Consider the following 16,362-nt stretch of genomic DNA (forward strand, 5'->3'; position numbering starts at 1 on the left):
GGCGCGCCTGTACTGGCTGGTCAGGACCGCCCTACTGGCTCACCTGACGACCGGACGAGTGCACCGGGCAGGTGGTGCGGGCCGGGCAACGATCACAGTCCGCGTTCTCCGCGGCCCGGTACTGCGGCCCGACGCTCGACCCGGCGGCCAGCTGCACGGCCTCCAGCCACACCCGCACGCCCTGCTCGTCCAGCGGCGCCTGCTCCCGCTCGACGGCGCCGGTCTTCTTGTCCTCCTTGGCCACGTACAGCAGCCGCGCGCCACCCGGGTCGGTGCCCAGGCCGAGGTGCGTGAAACCGCCCAGCGCCGACGCCAGCTGGTAGACGGCCAACTGCGGGTGCTCCTGCGCGTCGTTCCTGCTCACCGGGGTCTTGCCGGTCTTCACGTCCACCACGACCGGCCGCCCGTCCCGGTCGGTCTCCAGCCGGTCGACCCGGCCGCGCACCCGCAGCTTCGGCCCGCCGTCCTGCTGGGGGATCTCGACGGAGATCTCCTCCTCGACGGCGACCTGGGTGAGCTGGGCGCGGCTGGACGCCAACCACCCGAGGAACGTGTCGAGCATCCGCTCCACCCTGATCCGCTCGCGGCGGGAGAACCAGGGCGCGCCCGCGTCCACCGCGGCCCACGCCTCGTCCAGCTTGACCCGCAGCTCCTTCTCGTCCGCGCCGGTCGCGGCGGCCTGCGCCAGCGCGTGCACGAGCGTGCCGGTGATCGACGCCAGCTCGGCCGGGTCCTGCCCGCCGTGCCGTTCGACGACCCAGCGCAGCGGGCACTTCGCGAGCGTCTCCACCGTGGACGGCGACACGCTCACCGTGTGCTCCTCGGTCCACAGTGGATCGTCCGTGGTGACGTCCGCCAAGCCGTACCAGGCATTCGGGTGCGCGCCCGGCACGCCTTCCGCGGCCAACCGGGCCAGCTGGACGGCGGCGCGCTCCCGGCGTTCCGCGGGCTCGTCGTCGGAGCACACGACGCGCCGCAGCTCGCCGACCAGCTCGGCCAGCACCAGGCCGCGCTCCGGGGTGAACGTCGGCCGCTCCGGCTCGTCGGTGGACAGCTCCTCGATCTCGTCCAGGAACCGCGACGGCTGCTCGTCCTCCCCGCGGACGGCGCTGACCAGCAGCGTCCGCCGCGCCCGGCTGGCCGCGACGAGCAGCAGCCGCCGTTCCTCGGCCAGGATCGGCGCGACCGCGGACACCGTCTCCGCCGACACGCCCGCGACCACGTCGACCATGCGTTCCACGCCCAGCAACGACCCGCGCAGCCGCAGGTCGGGCCAGCTGCCCTCCTGCACGCCGGGCACCGCGACGACCGTCCACTCGCGACCGGCGGCGGCGTGCGCGGTCAGCACCGACACCGCTTCGCCGGTGGGCGCGGCCGCGGCCAGCGTGTCGCCGACGATCTCCTGCGCGGCCAGGTAGTCCGCGAAACCCTCGGCGCCCGAGCCGGGCAGCCGGTCCACGTACTTCGCCGCCGCCTCGAACAACGCCACGATCGCGTCCAGATCCCGGTCGGCCTGCATGCCGACGGTGCCGTGCCGCGCGGACTGCGCCACCCAGCGCAGCTCCAGACCGGTGGTCTGCCACAGCTCCCACAGCACCTGCTCGACGGTCAGCCCGTCCGCGATCCCCTTGCGCGCCTTGCGCAGCAGCCCCGCGATGCGCCGCGCCGGCTGCGCCTCGGCGTCCTCCAGCGCGGCCAGCCGGTCGTCCGACTCGATCACCTCGACCAGCAGCTCGCCGCTCGGCCGGTCACGGCCCGCGGCCAGCTCCAGCCGGCGCAGGCCGCGCCGCAACCGCCGCAGCGCCAACGGGTCCGCGCCGCCGAGCGGTGACGACAGGAGCATGGCGGCCGTGTCCTCGTCCAGGCTGCCCGGCACGGCCGCGCACCGCAGCAGCGCCAGGAACGGCATCACGGCCGGTTGGCGTGCCAGCGGCAGCTCGTCGCGCGGCACGGCCACCGGCACGCCCGCCGCGAGCAGCGCGCGTTGCAGGACCGGGAGCGACCTGGTCGCCGACCGCGCCACGACGGCCATGTGCGACCAGGGGATCTCGTCGATCAGGTGGGCGCGGCGGAGCTGGTCGGCCACCCAGCCCGCCTCCTGCGCGGCGGACGCGAACAGGCGGACCTGGACGTTGCCCGTGCCGTCGACCGGGGAGACCGCGCGGGTCGGCGACGCGCCCGGCAGGCGCGCGGCGAGCCTGCCGACGGCGGTCCTGATCTCCGGCGCCATCCGGTAGCCCGTGGTGAGCACGACCGCCGGGCCGTCCGCCTCGGCCAGCAGCGTCGGATCGGCGCCGCGGAAGGAGAACACGGCCTGGTCCGGGTCGCCCGCGAGGACGAACTCCTGCGCGGCCTCGCCCAGCACGCGGATGAACTCGTGCTGCAGCGGGTCGAGGTGCTGCGCGTCGTCGACGAGGAGGTGCCTCACCCGCCGTTGCTCGCCCGCGAGCACGGCCGGTTCGGTCTGGAAGGCGAGCAGCGCGCTGCCGACCAGCTCGGCCGCGTCGAACGACGGCGCGTGCCCCTGCCCGCTGCTGGCCAGGAGGTTGACCTGCTCGTACTGGGTGGCGAACAGGCCAGCCGCGACCCACTCCTCGCGGGAGTGCTTGCGGCCGAGCTCGGTGAGGTCTTCCGGGGCGAAGCCGCGTTCGGTGGCACGCAGCATCAGGTCGCGGAGTTCGTGGGCGAACGCGGGCAGCGCGAGGGCGGGGCGGAGGCGTTCCGGCCACTTCGGGGCGCCCATGCTCACGTCGCCGGCGAGCAGTTCGCGCACCACCGCGTCCTGCTCGGGGCCGGACAGCAGGCGGGGTGCCGGTTCGCCCTGGTGGACGGCTTGCGCGCGCAGTACCGCGAACGCGTACGAGTGGACGGTCCTGACCAGCGGTTCCTGCGTGGTCGGCAGGTCGCCGTCGGTACGGGCGCCGGTCAGCAGGCGGGTGATGTGGGCGCGCATCGCCTCGGCGGCACGCCGGTTGGGGGTGAGGACCAGCACGTTCTCCGGGTGCACGCCGCCGCGCAGCACCCGGTGCGCCACCACCTCGGCCAGCAACGTCGTCTTGCCCGTGCCGGGACCGCCGAGCACCCGCAACGGCCCGCCGGCGTGGTCGAACACGGCACGTGCGGGCGCGTCCCAGTCGCGCCGGGGCTCCTCCTGCCGCACCCGACGCACCAACAACGGCGCCCTGTTCCCTGCCACGGGGGTCATGCAATCACAGACCCCTGACACGACCGGACCACCACGCGAGGTCGCGTCGGAGCAGCGGCCATACTGGCGCTGTGGACGAACAGTTGCACGAGATGGTCCGCGCGGTCGTGCGCAAGATTCCTCGAGGGCGGGTCGCGACCTACGGTGACGTCGCCGACATCGCCCGCGCGCCGTCGCCCCGCCTGGTCGGGCAGGTGCTCAACCAGGACGGGCACGACCTGCCGTGGCACCGGGTGCTGCGCGCCAACGGCACGTGCGCGCCCCACATCGCCGACGAGCAGCTGCAACGGCTGCGCGAGGAAGGCGTGGAGGTCGACGGCGGCAAGGTCGACCTGCGCACGTACCGCTGGGAGGACGCGGTCAAGGAGAAGGCGGAGGAGCCTCCCGCCCTGTTCTGACCCGCGCCTCGACGCGGGCCACCTCGGACTCGACCTCCGGGTCGCGGGTGATCGCGGCGGCCAGGCGCAGCTGCGGCAGCGCCTCGGCGTGCCTGCTCTGCCTGCTGAGCGTGCGGCCGAGCAGCAGCCGCGTGTAGCCGTCGGACGGGTCGAGGTCGACCAGCGCGGTCAGCACGCCCTCGGCCTTGCCCAGCGCGGCGGACTGGAAGTGCGCCAACGCGAGTTCGGTCAGCACGGTCCGGTCCTCCGGCGCGTGCTCCGCGGCCTCGGCCAGGTAGCGGGCCGCGCCGCTCGGGTCGCCGGACGCGCGGAACATGCGCCCCTTGCGCAGCAGTTCCCGGACATCGGTCATGACAGCTCCTCGTCCGCCGCGGTGACGTGCGGCACGTGCGTGACGCCCAGTCGCCCGGCTTGGAAGTCTTCGACGGCTTGCAGGATCTCGGCCCTCGTGTTCATCACGAACGGCCCGTAGCGCGCGACCGGCTCGCGCAGCGGCAGCCCGCCCAGCACCAGGACGTCCCACGCCGTGTCGGCACGCATGGTGAGCGCGGCCCCGTTGCCCTCGAACACGGCCAGTTGTCCTTCTTCGAGCGGCCGGTGGTCGACGCCGACCGTGCCACGACCGGACAGCACGTACACCATCGCGGTGAAGTCCTCCGGCCACGGCAGGGTCAGGTGGGCGTGCGGGCTGAGCGTGGCGTGCAGGTAGGTGATCGGCGTGTGCGTCATGCCCGGGCCCTGGTGTCCCGCCACGTCGCCGGAGATCACGCGGACCAGCGCGCCGCCGTCGTCGCTGGACAGCAGCACGGTGTCGGCCGCGGTGATGTCCTGGTAGCGCGGCGGGGTCCACTTGGCGGCCTTCGGCAGGTTGACCCACAGCTGCACGCCGTGGAACAGACCGCCCTTGGCCACCAGTTCCTGCGACGGCAGCTCGGAGTGGAGCACGCCGGAGCCGGCGGTCATCCACTGCGTGCCACCGTTGGTGATCACGCCGCCGCCACCGGTGGAGTCCCGGTGCTCGAAGACGCCGTCGATCATGTAGGTGACGGTCTCGAAGCCGCGGTGCGGGTGCCAGGGCGCGCCCTTCGCCTCGCCGGGGCCGTACTCGACGGCGCCCATGTGGTCGAGGAGCAGGAACGGGTCCGCGTCGGCGAGTTCGACGCCCGGGAAGGGGCGGCGGACCTGGAACCCCTCGCCTTCGAGGAACCGCTGCGCCCGCACCACCCGGCGCACGCCCCGCCACGCGGTGGTGGCCTCGGGCAGTCGGGGCAGGCGCGGCAGGGTCAGGGTGTCGGCGGTGACGGCGGGCATGGCTGCCTCCTCGGGCGGTGACCGCCCGGGTTCGGCGGTCTCACCCGCGTCAACCTAGTTGAAACCTCAACTATTCCGCCGACGGCTCACCAGCCGTCGTCCCGCAGGACCGGCCGTTCGAAGTCGTCGTCACGGGGCCGCGGCCGGGGCGGCGGCGCGACCCGCGGCGACGTCGGCTCGGGCAGCAGCACGGGCGCGTCCCGCAGCACACCTTCCCGCTGCAAGGGCGTGTAGACCTCGCGCACCGCCGCACGCGCCTGGCCGGCGGCCTCCTGCGCGACCCGCACGACGAGCGCGGCGAGCCGTGCCGGGTTCGACGCCAGGGCGGACGGCGCGAGCTCCAGCCCGGTCACCATCCCGCCCGCGTCGACCGTGACGCGGACCGACCCGTCCGGGGCCGACGCCTCACCGGTCGCCGCGACCGCCCGTTCCCGCGCGGCGCGCAAGGTCTCCTCGCGCCGGTGGACCCGCGAGTACAGGTCCGCCGCCCGTGCGGTCAGCTCCCCCGCGCGCCGGTTCAGCTCGTCGGAGTTCACGCCGGCCCCTGTTCCTCGTACTCGTCGCGGTCCGGGTCGAACACGCTGCGACCGCGGTCGTACGGCCCGTCGGCGCGCCGCCTCGGCTCAGGCACCAGGTCGGTCGTGTCGGTGGGCCTGGGGTGCTTGCCCTGCGCCTCGTCGGCCATCCCGAACGAGGCGGGGTCGAACGACGGCGCGGTGATGACGTCCGGCCGGTCCGGCCGTACCTCGGCGAGTTCGGCGCCGGACACGAACCCGGCGAGCTCGCGCAGGCCGACCTCGACCGCGAAGGACTGGTCGCCGACCTTCTGGACGATGCTCGCGCCCGCCCTGGTCATGTCGTCGAGCACACCGAGCTCGCTGCTCGCGTCGATCACCTCGTTGGCGACGCTCGCCGTGCCGCTGATCGCGCTCCCCATGACGGTGATGACGCCGGCCAGCGGGCCCAGGCTCGTGCCGAGGCTCGCGACGGTGCCGAGCACCCCGGCCACGGCGCCGACGACGGCGAGCGCGACCTTCCAGTCGTCCGCGCCGGCCGCGTCGATGCCCTGCAACGACAGGTCGACCAGGTTGAGGGCGTCCTCGCGCATCGCCAGCACCACCGCCGCGTGCGAGCGCAGGACGACGATCAGCGCCTCGATGCACTCGGTCAGCTGTCCGACCGCGTCCTCGAGCTTGAGCAGGAAGTCGAGGAAGTCCTCCGCCGCGTCGCCCACCCACCCGTCCATGTCCAGCTGGGCGCCGCCCAGGTGCTCGCGGAGGTCTTTGTTCAACGCGTACTTGGCCTTGGTGAGGTGGTCCACCATCACCTCGACGCGATCGGGGTCACCGCACAGGAAAGCGTCGAACAGCGGCGGGATCCGCGGCCCGATGAACCCCATGCCGTACTCGGCGGCGAGGCCCAGGAAGTGCTCGCGCTGGCCGTTCATGTTGTCGGCCCACTCCTGGTAGCCGCTCATCCCTGGCCGTCCGCCTGCCGGTACCGCGACGCGATCTCCCGCAACGCCTTCGCCGCGAGCTCCAGGTTGCCCACGTTGTCCTGCAGCACTTGCTGGAGGTAGTCCGTGGTGACCCGGAACTCCGTCCGGGCGCCGGCGAACAGGTCTGCCTCGCCCGACGGCGGTGCGATGAACGCGCCGTCGGTCTCGTCGATCACGCGGTTGAGGTGCGACAGCGCCTCGCCCATCGCGCCCGCCATGCCCGGCAGCCGTTCGCCGGCCAGGCTGTCGAGCCGGTCCAGCTGGACCGAGAACTGATCCCCCATGAGCCCTCCTCCGGATCCACGGCCACGGTAACGACGGTCCGTGATCGTCCGCAGGGGATTGCCTGAGGGATTGCCGCAGGGGTCAGGCGACGTCCTGGAAGCAGCGGGCCTCGTAGTAGCGGAGGAGGACGGCTTCGACCACGCGCAGGTGCGCGCCGATCGGCGCGGCCACGACGGCCGCCCCCGACTCGGCCACGACCCGGTGGAACAGGCCCGGGGCGAGCAGCCACGAGGCGACCGCGACGCGTCCCGACGCGGCGGCGACCACCTCGGAGATGTGCGGTTCGGCGGTGGCGGCGTAGCCGATCGTCACCGGGCCCACCCGGTGCGACAGGGCCGTGGCCGTCGCGCGCACGTCGGCCAGCGCGCGCGGGTCGGACGAGCCCGCCGCCGCCAGCACCACCGAGTCGCCCGGTGTCCAGCCGGCCTCGGTCAACCGGGCCAGCACCGCGGGCAGCAGGGCCGGGCCGATCGGGTCGGTGATCACCGCGTCGCGGTGGCCGGACGCCTCGACCTGCGCCGGGATGTCCACCCGCACGTGGTAGCCGGCGGCCAGGAACGCGGGCACCACGACGGCCGGGCCGGAGATGGCCTCCAGCACCGAGGTGACGTCCGGCTGCCGCACGTCGGCGTAGGCGACCCGCACGGGCACGCCACCCAACCGGGCGCGCACGAGGGACGCGATTTCCTCCACGACAACGGCTCCGGCGGGGTCACGGGTGCCGTGCGCGACGAGAACCAGGGTCATACAGCCACTCCGGCGGGGTCCATGGCCAGGCGGTAGCCGCGCTTGACGACGGTGGCGACCATGCGCGGCTCGCCCAACGCCGAGCGCAGGCGGCCGATGGCGGTTTCCACGGCGTGCTCCTCGCCGCCGCTGGGCAGCGCGGCCAGCAGGTCGCGCCGGGACACCACCCGGCCGCGCGCGGCGGCCAGCACGCGCAGCACGGCCATCGGCGCGGGCGGGACGGGCCGCAGCTCGCCGTCCACCACCACGGCCTGGCCGCGCAGTTCGATGTCACGGGCCGCGATCCGCAGCCGGGTCGCCCGGGCGGGCAGCTCCAGGGTCAGCTCACGGGCCAGCGCGCCGATCCGGGCGCGGGCGGGCTGCACGACCGGGACGCCGGCCGCGACGAGCGGTCCGGCGGTGATCGAGCCGACGCCCACCACGAGGACTTCCCGGCGCAGCAACGAGATCAGCTCGGCCTGCTTGCCCATCGCGCCCGCCACGCGCAGCACGGACGCCGCGGCCGGCGCGCTGGTGAACGTGAGCGCGTCCACCTGGCCGGCCAGCACGGCCTCCAGCAGCCGTTCCAGCGGCGCGGGGTCGGACGGGCCGGTCCAGCGGTAGACGGGGACCTCCACGACCGTGGCACCGGCCGCGCGCAGGGTCGACGTGAACTCCGGCAACGGCTCGCCGTGCAGCTGCACGGCGATGCGCTGACCGGACACACCGGCCCGCAGCAGGTGGTCGAGCAGCTCGGCGTTGCTCTCGCCCTCCGGCGACCACGTCTCCACCAACCCGGCGGCACGCACCGCGCCCCGCGCCTTCGGCCCCCTGGCCAGCACCCGCGCCCCGGACAGCCGGGACAGCAGGCGCGCGCCGAGGCCCCAGCCCTCCGCGGCCTCGACCCAGCCGCGGAAGCCGATGCCGGTCGTCGCCACGGCGACGTCCACCGGTTCCTCCACCACGGCCTTGGTCGCGGCCAGCAGCTCGGTGTCGTCGGGCAGCGGCACGATCCGGATCGCGGGGCCGTGCAGCACGGTGGCGCCCTTGCGCTCCAGCAGGGCGCCGAGTTCGTCGGCCCGCCGGGCGGCGGTCACACCGACCGTGTACCCGGCCAGCGGGGCGGCGTTCACGGTGACCCGACCTGGATGACACCGTCGGTCACGACCACGGGGTGCACCGGCACTCCGGTCGAGGGGTCGTCCAGGCACTTGCCGGTGGACAGCTCGAACGCCTGCTTGTACACCGGGGACACGACCACCGGCACGCCGCCGCGGTCACCGACGATGCCGCGCGACATCACGGCCGCGCCGCTGAACGGGTCGATGTTGCCCAACGCGTGCACGGTCCCGGCCGAGGTGAGGAACACCGCCACCTGGGAACCGTCGGGGAGCAGGGCAGCCACCCCGCGGTCGGGCTGGAGGGCGCTCAACTCGCACACAGGTGTCATCGGGAAACCTCCGCCTGGCCAACAGTGGGAACACCCAGCAGAACCGGCACCTTCTGGCCGCGCTCCTCGCGGAACGAGATCGTCGGGTCGGGCGTGCCGGGCGCGTTGACGAACGAGGTGAAGCGGGACAGCTTCTCCGGGTCCTCCAGCACGCCGCGCCACTCGTCGTGGTAGTTGTCCACGTGCTTGGCCATCGCGGCTTCCAGGTCGGCGCAGATGCCGAGGCTGTCGTGCACGATGACGTCGCGCAGGTGGTCAAGCCCGCCTTCCAGCGACTCGATCCAGGTCGAGGTGCGCTGCAACCGGTCCGCGGTGCGGATGTAGAACATCAGGAACCGGTCGATCAGCTTGATCAGGGTCTCGGTGTCCACGTCGGACGCGATGAGGTCGGCGTGGCGCGGGGTGAAGCCGCCGTTGCCGCCGACGTAGAGGTTCCAGCCGTTCTCGGTCGCGATGATGCCGAAGTCCTTGCCCCGCGCCTCCGCGCACTCGCGCGCGCAGCCGGACACGGCGGACTTGAGCTTGTGCGGCGACCGCAGGCCGCGGTAGCGCAGCTCCAGCTCGATGGCGAGCGACACGGAGTCCTGCACGCCGTAGCGGCACCACGTGGTGCCGACGCACGACTTCACGGTGCGCAGCGCCTTGCCGTAGGCGTGCCCGGACTCGAACCCGGCATCCACCAGGCGCTTCCAGATCTCCGGCAGCTGGTCGACGGTGGCGCCGAACAGGTCGATCCGCTGCCCGCCGGTGATCTTGGTGTAGAGGCCGAAGTCGCGGGCGACCTCGCCGATGACGATCAGCTTCTCCGGCGTGATCTCGCCGCCGGGGATGCGCGGCACGACCGAGTAGGTGCCGTTGCGCTGCATGTTGGCGAGGAAGCGGTCGTTGGTGTCCTGCAGGGTGGCCTGCTCGCCCTCCAGCACGTGCCCGTTGTCCAGCGAGGCGAGGATCGAGGCGACGGCGGGCTTGCAGATGTCGCAGCCGAGGCCGCGGCCGTGCCGGGTGATCAGGTCGGTGAAGGTGGTGACGCCGGTGGAGCGGACGATCTCGAACAGGTCGGCGCGCGAGTGGTCGAAGTGCTCGCACAGCGCGCGGGACTGCTCGATGCCGCACTCGGACAGCAGCTTCTTCAGCATCGGCACGCACGAGCCGCAGCCGGTGCCCGCCTTGGTGCAGGCCTTGATGCCCGGCACGTCGACGGCCTCGCCGGAGTTGACCACGTCCACGATCTGCTGCTTGGTGACCGCGTGGCACGAGCACACCTGCGCGTCGTGCGGCAGGGTCAGCTCGACGCCGCCCTCCGGCCCGATCAGCGCGACCGGGTCGCCGGGCACGGGCCTGCCGACCAGGGGCCGCAGCGACATGTACTTGGACGCGTCGCCGACGAGGATGCCGCCGAGCAGCGTCTTCGCGTCGTCAGACACCACGACCTTGGCGTACGTGCCCGCCACGGCGTCGTTGACCACGACTTCCAGCGCGCCCTCCTGCTTGGCGTGCGCGTCGCCGAACGAGGCGACGTCGACGCCGAGCAGCTTGAGCTTGGTGGACATGTCGGCTCCGGGGAACTCCGCGGCACCGCCGAGCAGGCGGTCGGCCACCACTTCGGCCATGGAGTACCCCGGTGCGACGAGTCCGTACACCATGCCGTCGAGGTTGGCGCACTCGCCGATGGCGTAGATGTGCTCGTCGGAGGTGCGGCACGCCTTGTCGACGATGATGCCGCCGCGCTCGCCGACCGTGAGGCCGAACGAGCGGGCCAGCTCGTCGCGCGGCCGGATGCCCGCGGAGAACACCACGACGTCCAGGTCCAGCTCGACGCCGTTGGACAGCTTGGCGATGAGCCGCTCGCCGTCCTGCTCGATGGAGGACGCGGACGTGCCCGTGTGCACGGTCAGGTCCAGCTTCTCCACCAGGCGCTTGAGCAGGCCGCCGCCACCCTCGTCGACCTGCAGCGGCATCAGCCGCGGGCCGAGCTCGACCACGTGCGGCGAGATGCCCATGCCGCGCAGCGCGTTCGCCGCCTCCAGGCCGAGCAGGCCGCCGCCGAGCACCATGCCCGCGTGCCGGCCGGCGGCGCGCGCCGACTCGACCGTGCGGCGGATGCCGTCCAGGTCGTCGATGGTGCGGTAGACGTGGCAGCCGGGCAGGTCGCGGCCGGGGACGGGCGGCACGAACGGCACCGAGCCGGTGGCCAGGACCAGCGCGTCGTACGGCTGCACCCGGCCCTTCGTGGTGCGCACGACCTTGTCGTCCCGGTCGATGTGCACGACCTTGTCGTCCAGGTGCAGCGTCACGGCGTCGTCGTCGTGCGGCGCGAGGCTCAGCGACCCGGCGTCCCAGTTGTCGACGTAGGACGACAGCGCGACCCGGTCGTAGGCGGGACGGGTCTCCTCGGCGAACACGACGACCCGCCACTGGTCGGTGACGTCCTTCTCGCGGAGTGCTTCCACGAGACGGTGACCGACCATGCCGTGACCGACCACTACGAGCGTTCGCGTCATGGGACCAATCCCTTCTTCTGCCCGGGGTCAATGCTCACCGGGCACCGTGTCGTGCCAAGGTCGCGAATGTTGCGCAGGCGTTAAAGCAGCCTCACGCCGCACTTCAGAGCGTTGTGTGCGTCACACACCGGCGTAGGCGAGGCTCGGCACGCGGGCGAAGACCCGGCGCCGCATGTAGAACCACCAGGTGGTGGCCATGCAGAGCCCGTAGAACACCAGGAACGCGGTGAGCGCGGGGGCCAGCGTCTTGCTGCCCTCCAGCGAGAACTTGAACACCAGGTTCACCAGCACGCCGCCGAACGCGCCGATCGCGCCCGCGATGCCGACCACGGCGGCGGCCTGCCGCTTGGCCGACCTCATGTCCTCCGTCTGCGCGGCGAAGATCGCGGGGATCATCCGGTAGGTCGAGCCGTTGCCCACGCCGGCCAGCACGAACAGCGCGATGAACGAGCCGAAGAACAGCGCGAAGCTGCGGACCTCGATGCTGATCAGCAGGCCGACCGTGCCGGCGGCCAGGCCGAGGAAGACGGCCATGCTGATCCGCGCGCCGCCGAACCGGTCGGCGAGCCACCCGCCGAACGGCCTGCTCACCGAGCCGATGAGGGCGCCGAGGAAGGCCAGCCCGACGAAGCTCTTGTACTCCACGAAGCTCAGCTTGATCAGCGACGGGAACGCGAACGAGAAGCCGATGAACGAGCCGAACGTGCCGATGTACAGGAACGACATCACCCACGTGTGCTTGTTCGACATCGCCTTCTTGTACGACGAGCCGTCCGGCTTGGCCTGGGTGAGGCTGTCCATCAGGAACCACGCCGCCGCCGCGGCCACGATGATGAACGGCATCCAGACCAGCGCCGCGTAGGCCAGGTTGATGCCGGTGCCCAGCGAGATGACGATCGGCACGACCAGCTGCACCATCGCGACGCCGAGGTTGCCGCCCGCCGCGTTGAGGCCGAGCGCCAGGCCCTTCTTGCCCTCCGGGTAGAAGAACGAGATGTTCGCCATGGAGGACGAGAAGTTGCCGCCGCCGAAGCCCATCGCGGCCGACGTGAGCAGGAAGAACCAGTACGGCGTGCCCGGGTCCGACACCGCGATGGCCAGCATCGTGGTGGGGATCAGCAGCAGGCCGGCGCTGATCGTGGTCCACGCCCGCCCGCCGAACTTCGGCACCGCGAACGTGTAGGGGATGCGCAGCACCGCGCCGACCAGGTTCGGCACGATCAGCAGCCAGAACGTCTGGCCGACGCTGAAGCTGAAGCCGACCGAGCCGAGGCTCACGACGACGATGCTCATCAGGCTCCACACCGTGAAGCCCAGGTTCTCCGCCAGGATGGAGAACACGAGGTTCTTGCGGGCCACCTTCTTGCCGGTCGTCTCCCAGAACGACGGGTCTTCCGGCTCCCAGTTGTCGATCCACCGGCCACCGCGCTTCACCTGCGGCGCAACGTCCTTGGTCTCCACCACCGTGCTCATTGGACCCTCCTGGACACCGTTTTCCCGTTGCGGGAACCGTAAGAACGGTCCGTTACCCCGACGTTCGGACAGGTGTCGTCGGCGGCAACTCCCGCGCACATCACGCGGACTGGGGCTGTGAGGCGGCGAGCCAGTCGACGATCCCGCACACCGCGTCCTTGCAGCCGCCACAGCCCGTGCTCGCGCGGGTGACCTCCGCGATCGCGGACAACGTCGTCGCACCGCCGCGCCAGGCGCTGACCAGCTGGCCCTTGCTCACCGTGTTGCAGCGGCACACGACCGCGGACGCGGGCAGGTCGGCGGGGCTGGCCTCGTTCTCGGCGGGCAGCGCGCGGCCGAGCAGCAGCGCGAGCCGGTCGGTCGGCGCGGGCAGGCCGCGGTCGAACAGCTGGGTGATGGCCGCCGCCGCGTCGGGCGCGCCGAGCACGATCGCGCCGGTGACCTTGTCGTCGCGCAGCACGAGCTTGGCGTACCGGCCGCGCGCCGGGTCCTGGAAGCACAGCACCTCGTCGTCGGCCGAGTCGACGCCCACGTGCACGTCGCCCAACGCGGCCAGGTCGACGTCGCGGGCCTTCAGCCTGGTCACGACGGTGGTGCCGGAGTAGCGGGCGGCGGGCGCGACGCCGGTGAGCCGGTCGGCGAGCACGGCCGCCTGCTCCCACGCGGGCTGGACCAGGCCGGACACCGTGCCGACGTGCTGGGCGCAGTCGCCGATGGCGTGCACCCTGGGGTCGCTGCTGCGCAGCGCGTCGTCCACCAGGATGCCGCGGTCGACGTCGATGCCCGCCTGCTCGGCCAGGCCGGTCTCCGCGCGCACGCCCGCCGAGACGACGACCAGGTCGGCGGGCACGTGCGTGCCGTCGTCCAGCTCCAGCCCGTCGCCGGGCACGTACTTCGCGGCCAGCACGCCGAGCCGGAACTCGATGCCGAGGCCGTTCAACGTGGTCGCCAGCACCCGGCCCGCGCCCGCGTCGAGCTGCCGTTCCATCAGGTGCTTGACCGGGTGCACGACGGTGACCAGGCAGCCGCGCCCGGCCAGGCCGCGGGCGGCCTCCAGCCCGAGCAGCCCGCCGCCGAGCACCGCGACCGGCGTGCCGGGCGAGGCCTTCTCCACGATCTTGGCGCAGTCGTCCAGCGAGCGGAACGCCACCACGCCGGACGCCAGGTCGCCGTTGCCGTCCAGCAGGCCGGGCGTCGGCGGCACCCAGGACCGCGAGCCCGTGGCCAGCACCAACGAGTCGTAGGGCACCTCGGTGTCGTCGACGTGCACGACCCGGCGGGTCCGGTCGATCTTGGTGACGGTGCCGCCGAGCCGCAGGTCCACGTGGTGCTTGGCGGCCCAGTCGGGGTCGTGCAGCCGCACCGCGTCGGGCGTCAGCGACCCGGCCACCACGCTGGACAGCAGCACCCGGTTGTACGCGTGGTGCGACTCGTCGCCCAGCACGGTCACCGAGACGCGTTCCGCCTTCGGGTCGCGGCGGCGGATCTCGTCGGCCAGCCGGGCGCCGGCCATGCCGTAGCCCACGATGACAACGTTCCTCATACCGACTCCAATCGGACCGCGCACACCTTGAACTCGGGCATCCGGCTGGTCGGGTCCAGCGCCGGGTTGGTCAGCAGGTTGGCCCGGCCCTCGCCCGCGTAGTGGAAGGGCAGGAACACGACGTCGATGCGCATCGACGGCACGCAGCGCACCCGCGCCACGGTCCGGCCGCGCCGCGAGACGACGGCCGCCATCCCGCCGTTGTCCAGGCCGGCCCTGGTCGCGGTGTCCGGGTGGACCTCCACGTACGCCTCGGGCTCGGCCTTGTTCAGCTCGGGCACCAGCCGGGTCTGCGCGCCGGACTGGTAGTGCTGGAGCACCCGGCCGGTGGTCGCCTGCAGCGGGTAGTCGGCGTCGGGCATCTCGGCCGGCCCGCGGTGCTCGACGGGCACGAACCTGGCCAGGCCGTCGGCGTGCGCGAAGCGGTCGAGGAAGTTGCGCGGCGTGCTCTCCTGGACCACGGGCCAGTGCAGGGCCTCGCCGTCGCGCAGCCGCTCGTAGGTCACGCCGGAGTAGTCGGCGGCGCCGCCCTTGGACGCCTGCCGCAGCTCCTCGAACACCACCTCGGGCTCGGTCGGGAACCGCTCGGCGGGCTGCCCGAGGCGGGTCGCCAGGCCGCGCAGCACGTCCAGGTCGCTGCGCACCCCCTCGGGCGGCGCCACGGCCACCTGGCGCAGCAGGATCCGGCCTTCGAGGTTGGTCATCGTGCCGCTCTCCTCGGCCCACTGCGTGACCGGCAGCACGACGTCGGCGACCGCGGCCGTCTCCGACAGCACCAGGTCGGCCACGACCAGCAGGTCCAGCGCCTTGAGCCGGTCGGCGACGTGCTGGGAGCGGGGCGCGGAGACGATCATGTTGCTGCCGAACACCAGCAGCGCCTTGGGGCCGTTCGGCTGACCGAGCGCGTCGAGCAGCTCGTAGGCCGAACGGCCGGGTCCGGGCAGGTCGTCGACGCCCCAGACGTTCATGATGTGCTCGCGGGCCGCCGGGTCGTCGATCTTGCGGTAGCCGGGGAGCTGGTCGGCCTTCTGCCCGTGCTCGCGGCCGCCCTGGCCGTTGCCCTGGCCGGTGAGGCAGCCGTAGCCGGAGTACTTCCGGCCGGGCATCCCGAGCGCCAGCGCCAGGTTGATCCACGCCGACACGGTGTCCGCGCCGCTGGCGTGCTGCTCCGTGCCGCGGCCGGTGAGGATGTAGGCGTTGTGCGCCTCGGCCAGGATCCGCACCGCCGCCCGCTGGTCGGCGACCGGCACGCCGGTGACCCGCTCGACGCGTTCCGGCCACCACGTGGCGGCGATGCGCCAGGCCTCGTCGAAGCCGGTGGTGCGCTCGTCCAGGTACTCCTGGTCGAGGTGGCCGTCGGCCACGGCGGTGTGCAGCAGGCCGAGCGCCAGCGCGAGGTCCGTGCCGGGCGCGGGCTGCAAGTGCAGGGTGGCCAGCTCGGCGGTGGGCGTGCGCCGGGGGTCGATGACGATCAGCTCGGCGTTCTTGAGGTGCTGCACGAACGGCGGCATGGTCTCCGCCGGGTTGCCGCCGACCAGCAGGATCGCGTCCGCGCGGTCGAGGTCGGTGACCGGGAACGGCATGCCGCGGTCCAGCCCGAACGCCTTCATGCCGGCGGCGGCGGCGCTGGACATGCAGAACCGGCCGTTGTAGTCGATCTGGGAGGTGCCGAGCGCGACCCGGGCGAACTTGCCGAGCAGGTACGACTTCTCGTTGGTCAGCCCACCGCCGCCGAACACGCCGACCGAGTCCGGCCCGTGCGCCTCGCGGAGGTCCTTGAGCTTGGCCGCGACGAGGTCCAGCGCCTCGTCCCACGTGGCCGGCCGGAGCTCGCCGTCGCGGCGGACCAGCGGCGTGGTCAGCCGGTGGGGCGAGGTCAGCAGCTCGGCCGACGTCCAGCCCTTCTGGCACAGCCCGCCGCGGTTGGTCGGGAACTCCCGCGGCGACACCTTGCCGTTCTCGATGGTCATCG

Annotated in this window: 14 protein-coding genes; 1 reads left to right on the forward strand and 13 read right to left on the reverse strand. The window is 72.9% G+C overall.

Annotation, left to right across the window (positions count from 1 at the left end; all coding sequences use genetic code 11):
* Nucleotides 1-31: 31 nt before the first annotated feature.
* On the reverse strand, nt 32-3,196 hold the full coding sequence (locus ADK67_RS10490; protein ID WP_053716300.1) for an ATP-dependent DNA helicase: 3,165 nt from the start codon (nt 3,194-3,196) through the stop codon (nt 32-34).
* Nucleotides 3,197-3,276: 80 nt separating this feature from the next.
* On the opposite strand from ADK67_RS10490, the gene ADK67_RS10495 reads away from it, so the two are divergent.
* Nucleotides 3,277-3,603, forward strand: a complete 327-nt coding sequence (locus ADK67_RS10495; RefSeq protein WP_053716210.1) for an MGMT family protein — start codon at nt 3,277-3,279, stop codon at nt 3,601-3,603.
* Here the strand turns inward: ADK67_RS10495 and ADK67_RS10500 are convergent.
* From ADK67_RS10500 to ADK67_RS10555, 12 genes are all read right to left on the reverse strand, one after another.
* On the reverse strand, nt 3,566-3,955 hold the full coding sequence (locus tag ADK67_RS10500) for a tetratricopeptide repeat protein (protein WP_053716211.1): 390 nt from the start codon (nt 3,953-3,955) through the stop codon (nt 3,566-3,568). The two genes, ADK67_RS10495 and ADK67_RS10500, sit on opposite strands and share 38 nt — an antisense overlap.
* A complete protein-coding gene (locus ADK67_RS10505) occupies nt 3,952-4,914 on the reverse strand; it encodes a pirin family protein (RefSeq protein ID WP_053716212.1) in 963 nt (320 codons plus the stop codon). The genes ADK67_RS10500 and ADK67_RS10505 overlap by 4 nt, the downstream gene beginning before the upstream one ends.
* Nucleotides 4,915-5,000: 86 nt before the next feature.
* Entirely contained in the window at nt 5,001-5,450 is a 450-nt protein-coding gene (locus tag ADK67_RS10510; protein ID WP_053716213.1) for a YbaB/EbfC family nucleoid-associated protein, read from the reverse strand.
* Complete coding sequence (locus ADK67_RS10515) at nt 5,447-6,391, reverse strand: hypothetical protein (protein WP_053716214.1); 945 nt, start codon at nt 6,389-6,391, stop codon at nt 5,447-5,449. The genes ADK67_RS10510 and ADK67_RS10515 overlap by 4 nt, the downstream gene beginning before the upstream one ends.
* Nucleotides 6,388-6,696: a hypothetical protein gene (locus tag ADK67_RS10520; protein WP_053716215.1), complete on the reverse strand. Its 309-nt coding sequence runs from the start codon at nt 6,694-6,696 to the stop codon at nt 6,388-6,390. Before ADK67_RS10520 ends, ADK67_RS10515 begins: the two co-directional genes overlap by 4 nt.
* Before the next feature lie 82 nt (nt 6,697-6,778).
* On the reverse strand, nt 6,779-7,444 hold the full coding sequence (locus ADK67_RS10525) for a sirohydrochlorin chelatase (RefSeq protein ID WP_053716216.1): 666 nt from the start codon (nt 7,442-7,444) through the stop codon (nt 6,779-6,781).
* Complete coding sequence (locus ADK67_RS10530; protein ID WP_053716217.1) at nt 7,441-8,556, reverse strand: uroporphyrinogen-III synthase; 1,116 nt, start codon at nt 8,554-8,556, stop codon at nt 7,441-7,443. The genes ADK67_RS10525 and ADK67_RS10530 overlap by 4 nt, the downstream gene beginning before the upstream one ends.
* A complete protein-coding gene (gene nirD / locus ADK67_RS10535) occupies nt 8,553-8,873 on the reverse strand; it encodes a nitrite reductase small subunit NirD (protein WP_053716218.1) in 321 nt (106 codons plus the stop codon). The genes ADK67_RS10530 and nirD overlap by 4 nt, the downstream gene beginning before the upstream one ends.
* Nucleotides 8,870-11,374 carry a nitrite reductase large subunit NirB gene (nirB, locus tag ADK67_RS10540; RefSeq protein ID WP_053716219.1) on the reverse strand — a complete coding sequence of 835 codons (2,505 nt, stop codon included), beginning with the start codon at nt 11,372-11,374 and terminating at the stop codon, nt 8,870-8,872. The genes nirD and nirB overlap by 4 nt, the downstream gene beginning before the upstream one ends.
* Nucleotides 11,375-11,494: 120 nt before the next feature.
* Entirely contained in the window at nt 11,495-12,847 is a 1,353-nt protein-coding gene (locus ADK67_RS10545; RefSeq protein WP_053716220.1) for an MFS transporter, read from the reverse strand.
* A gap of 100 nt (nt 12,848-12,947) precedes the next feature.
* Nucleotides 12,948-14,390 carry an FAD-dependent oxidoreductase gene (locus ADK67_RS10550; protein WP_053716221.1) on the reverse strand — a complete coding sequence of 481 codons (1,443 nt, stop codon included), beginning with the start codon at nt 14,388-14,390 and terminating at the stop codon, nt 12,948-12,950.
* The gene (locus ADK67_RS10555) at nt 14,387-16,360 is read right to left on the reverse strand and encodes a molybdopterin oxidoreductase family protein (RefSeq protein ID WP_053716301.1); all 1,974 of its coding nucleotides are present in this window, start codon (nt 16,358-16,360) and stop codon (nt 14,387-14,389) included. Before ADK67_RS10555 ends, ADK67_RS10550 begins: the two co-directional genes overlap by 4 nt.
* Nucleotides 16,361-16,362: the final 2 nt, after the last annotated feature.

It is taken from the genome of Saccharothrix sp. NRRL B-16348, from assembly GCF_001280085.1.
Lineage (GTDB): Bacteria > Actinomycetota > Actinomycetes > Mycobacteriales > Pseudonocardiaceae > Actinosynnema.

Excerpts from the sequence above, each read along its gene's own strand:
- ADK67_RS10515 (WP_053716214.1), bottom strand. The coding sequence starts at position 6,391 with ATGAGCGGCTACCAGGAGTGGGCCGACAACATGAACGGCCAGCGCGAG.
- ADK67_RS10545 (WP_053716220.1), bottom strand. The coding sequence starts at position 12,847 with ATGAGCACGGTGGTGGAGACCAAGGACGTTGCGCCGCAGGTGAAGCGC.
- ADK67_RS10555 (WP_053716301.1), bottom strand. The coding sequence starts at position 16,360 with ATGACCATCGAGAACGGCAAGGTGTCGCCGCGGGAGTTCCCGACCAAC.
- ADK67_RS10520 (WP_053716215.1), bottom strand. The coding sequence starts at position 6,696 with ATGGGGGATCAGTTCTCGGTCCAGCTGGACCGGCTCGACAGCCTGGCC.
- nirD (WP_053716218.1), bottom strand. The coding sequence starts at position 8,873 with ATGACACCTGTGTGCGAGTTGAGCGCCCTCCAGCCCGACCGCGGGGTG.
- ADK67_RS10550 (WP_053716221.1), bottom strand. The coding sequence starts at position 14,390 with ATGAGGAACGTTGTCATCGTGGGCTACGGCATGGCCGGCGCCCGGCTG.
- ADK67_RS10525 (WP_053716216.1), bottom strand. The coding sequence starts at position 7,444 with ATGACCCTGGTTCTCGTCGCGCACGGCACCCGTGACCCCGCCGGAGCC.
- ADK67_RS10500 (WP_053716211.1), bottom strand. The coding sequence starts at position 3,955 with ATGACCGATGTCCGGGAACTGCTGCGCAAGGGGCGCATGTTCCGCGCG.
- ADK67_RS10505 (WP_053716212.1), bottom strand. The coding sequence starts at position 4,914 with ATGCCCGCCGTCACCGCCGACACCCTGACCCTGCCGCGCCTGCCCCGA.
- nirB (WP_053716219.1), bottom strand. The coding sequence starts at position 11,374 with ATGACGCGAACGCTCGTAGTGGTCGGTCACGGCATGGTCGGTCACCGT.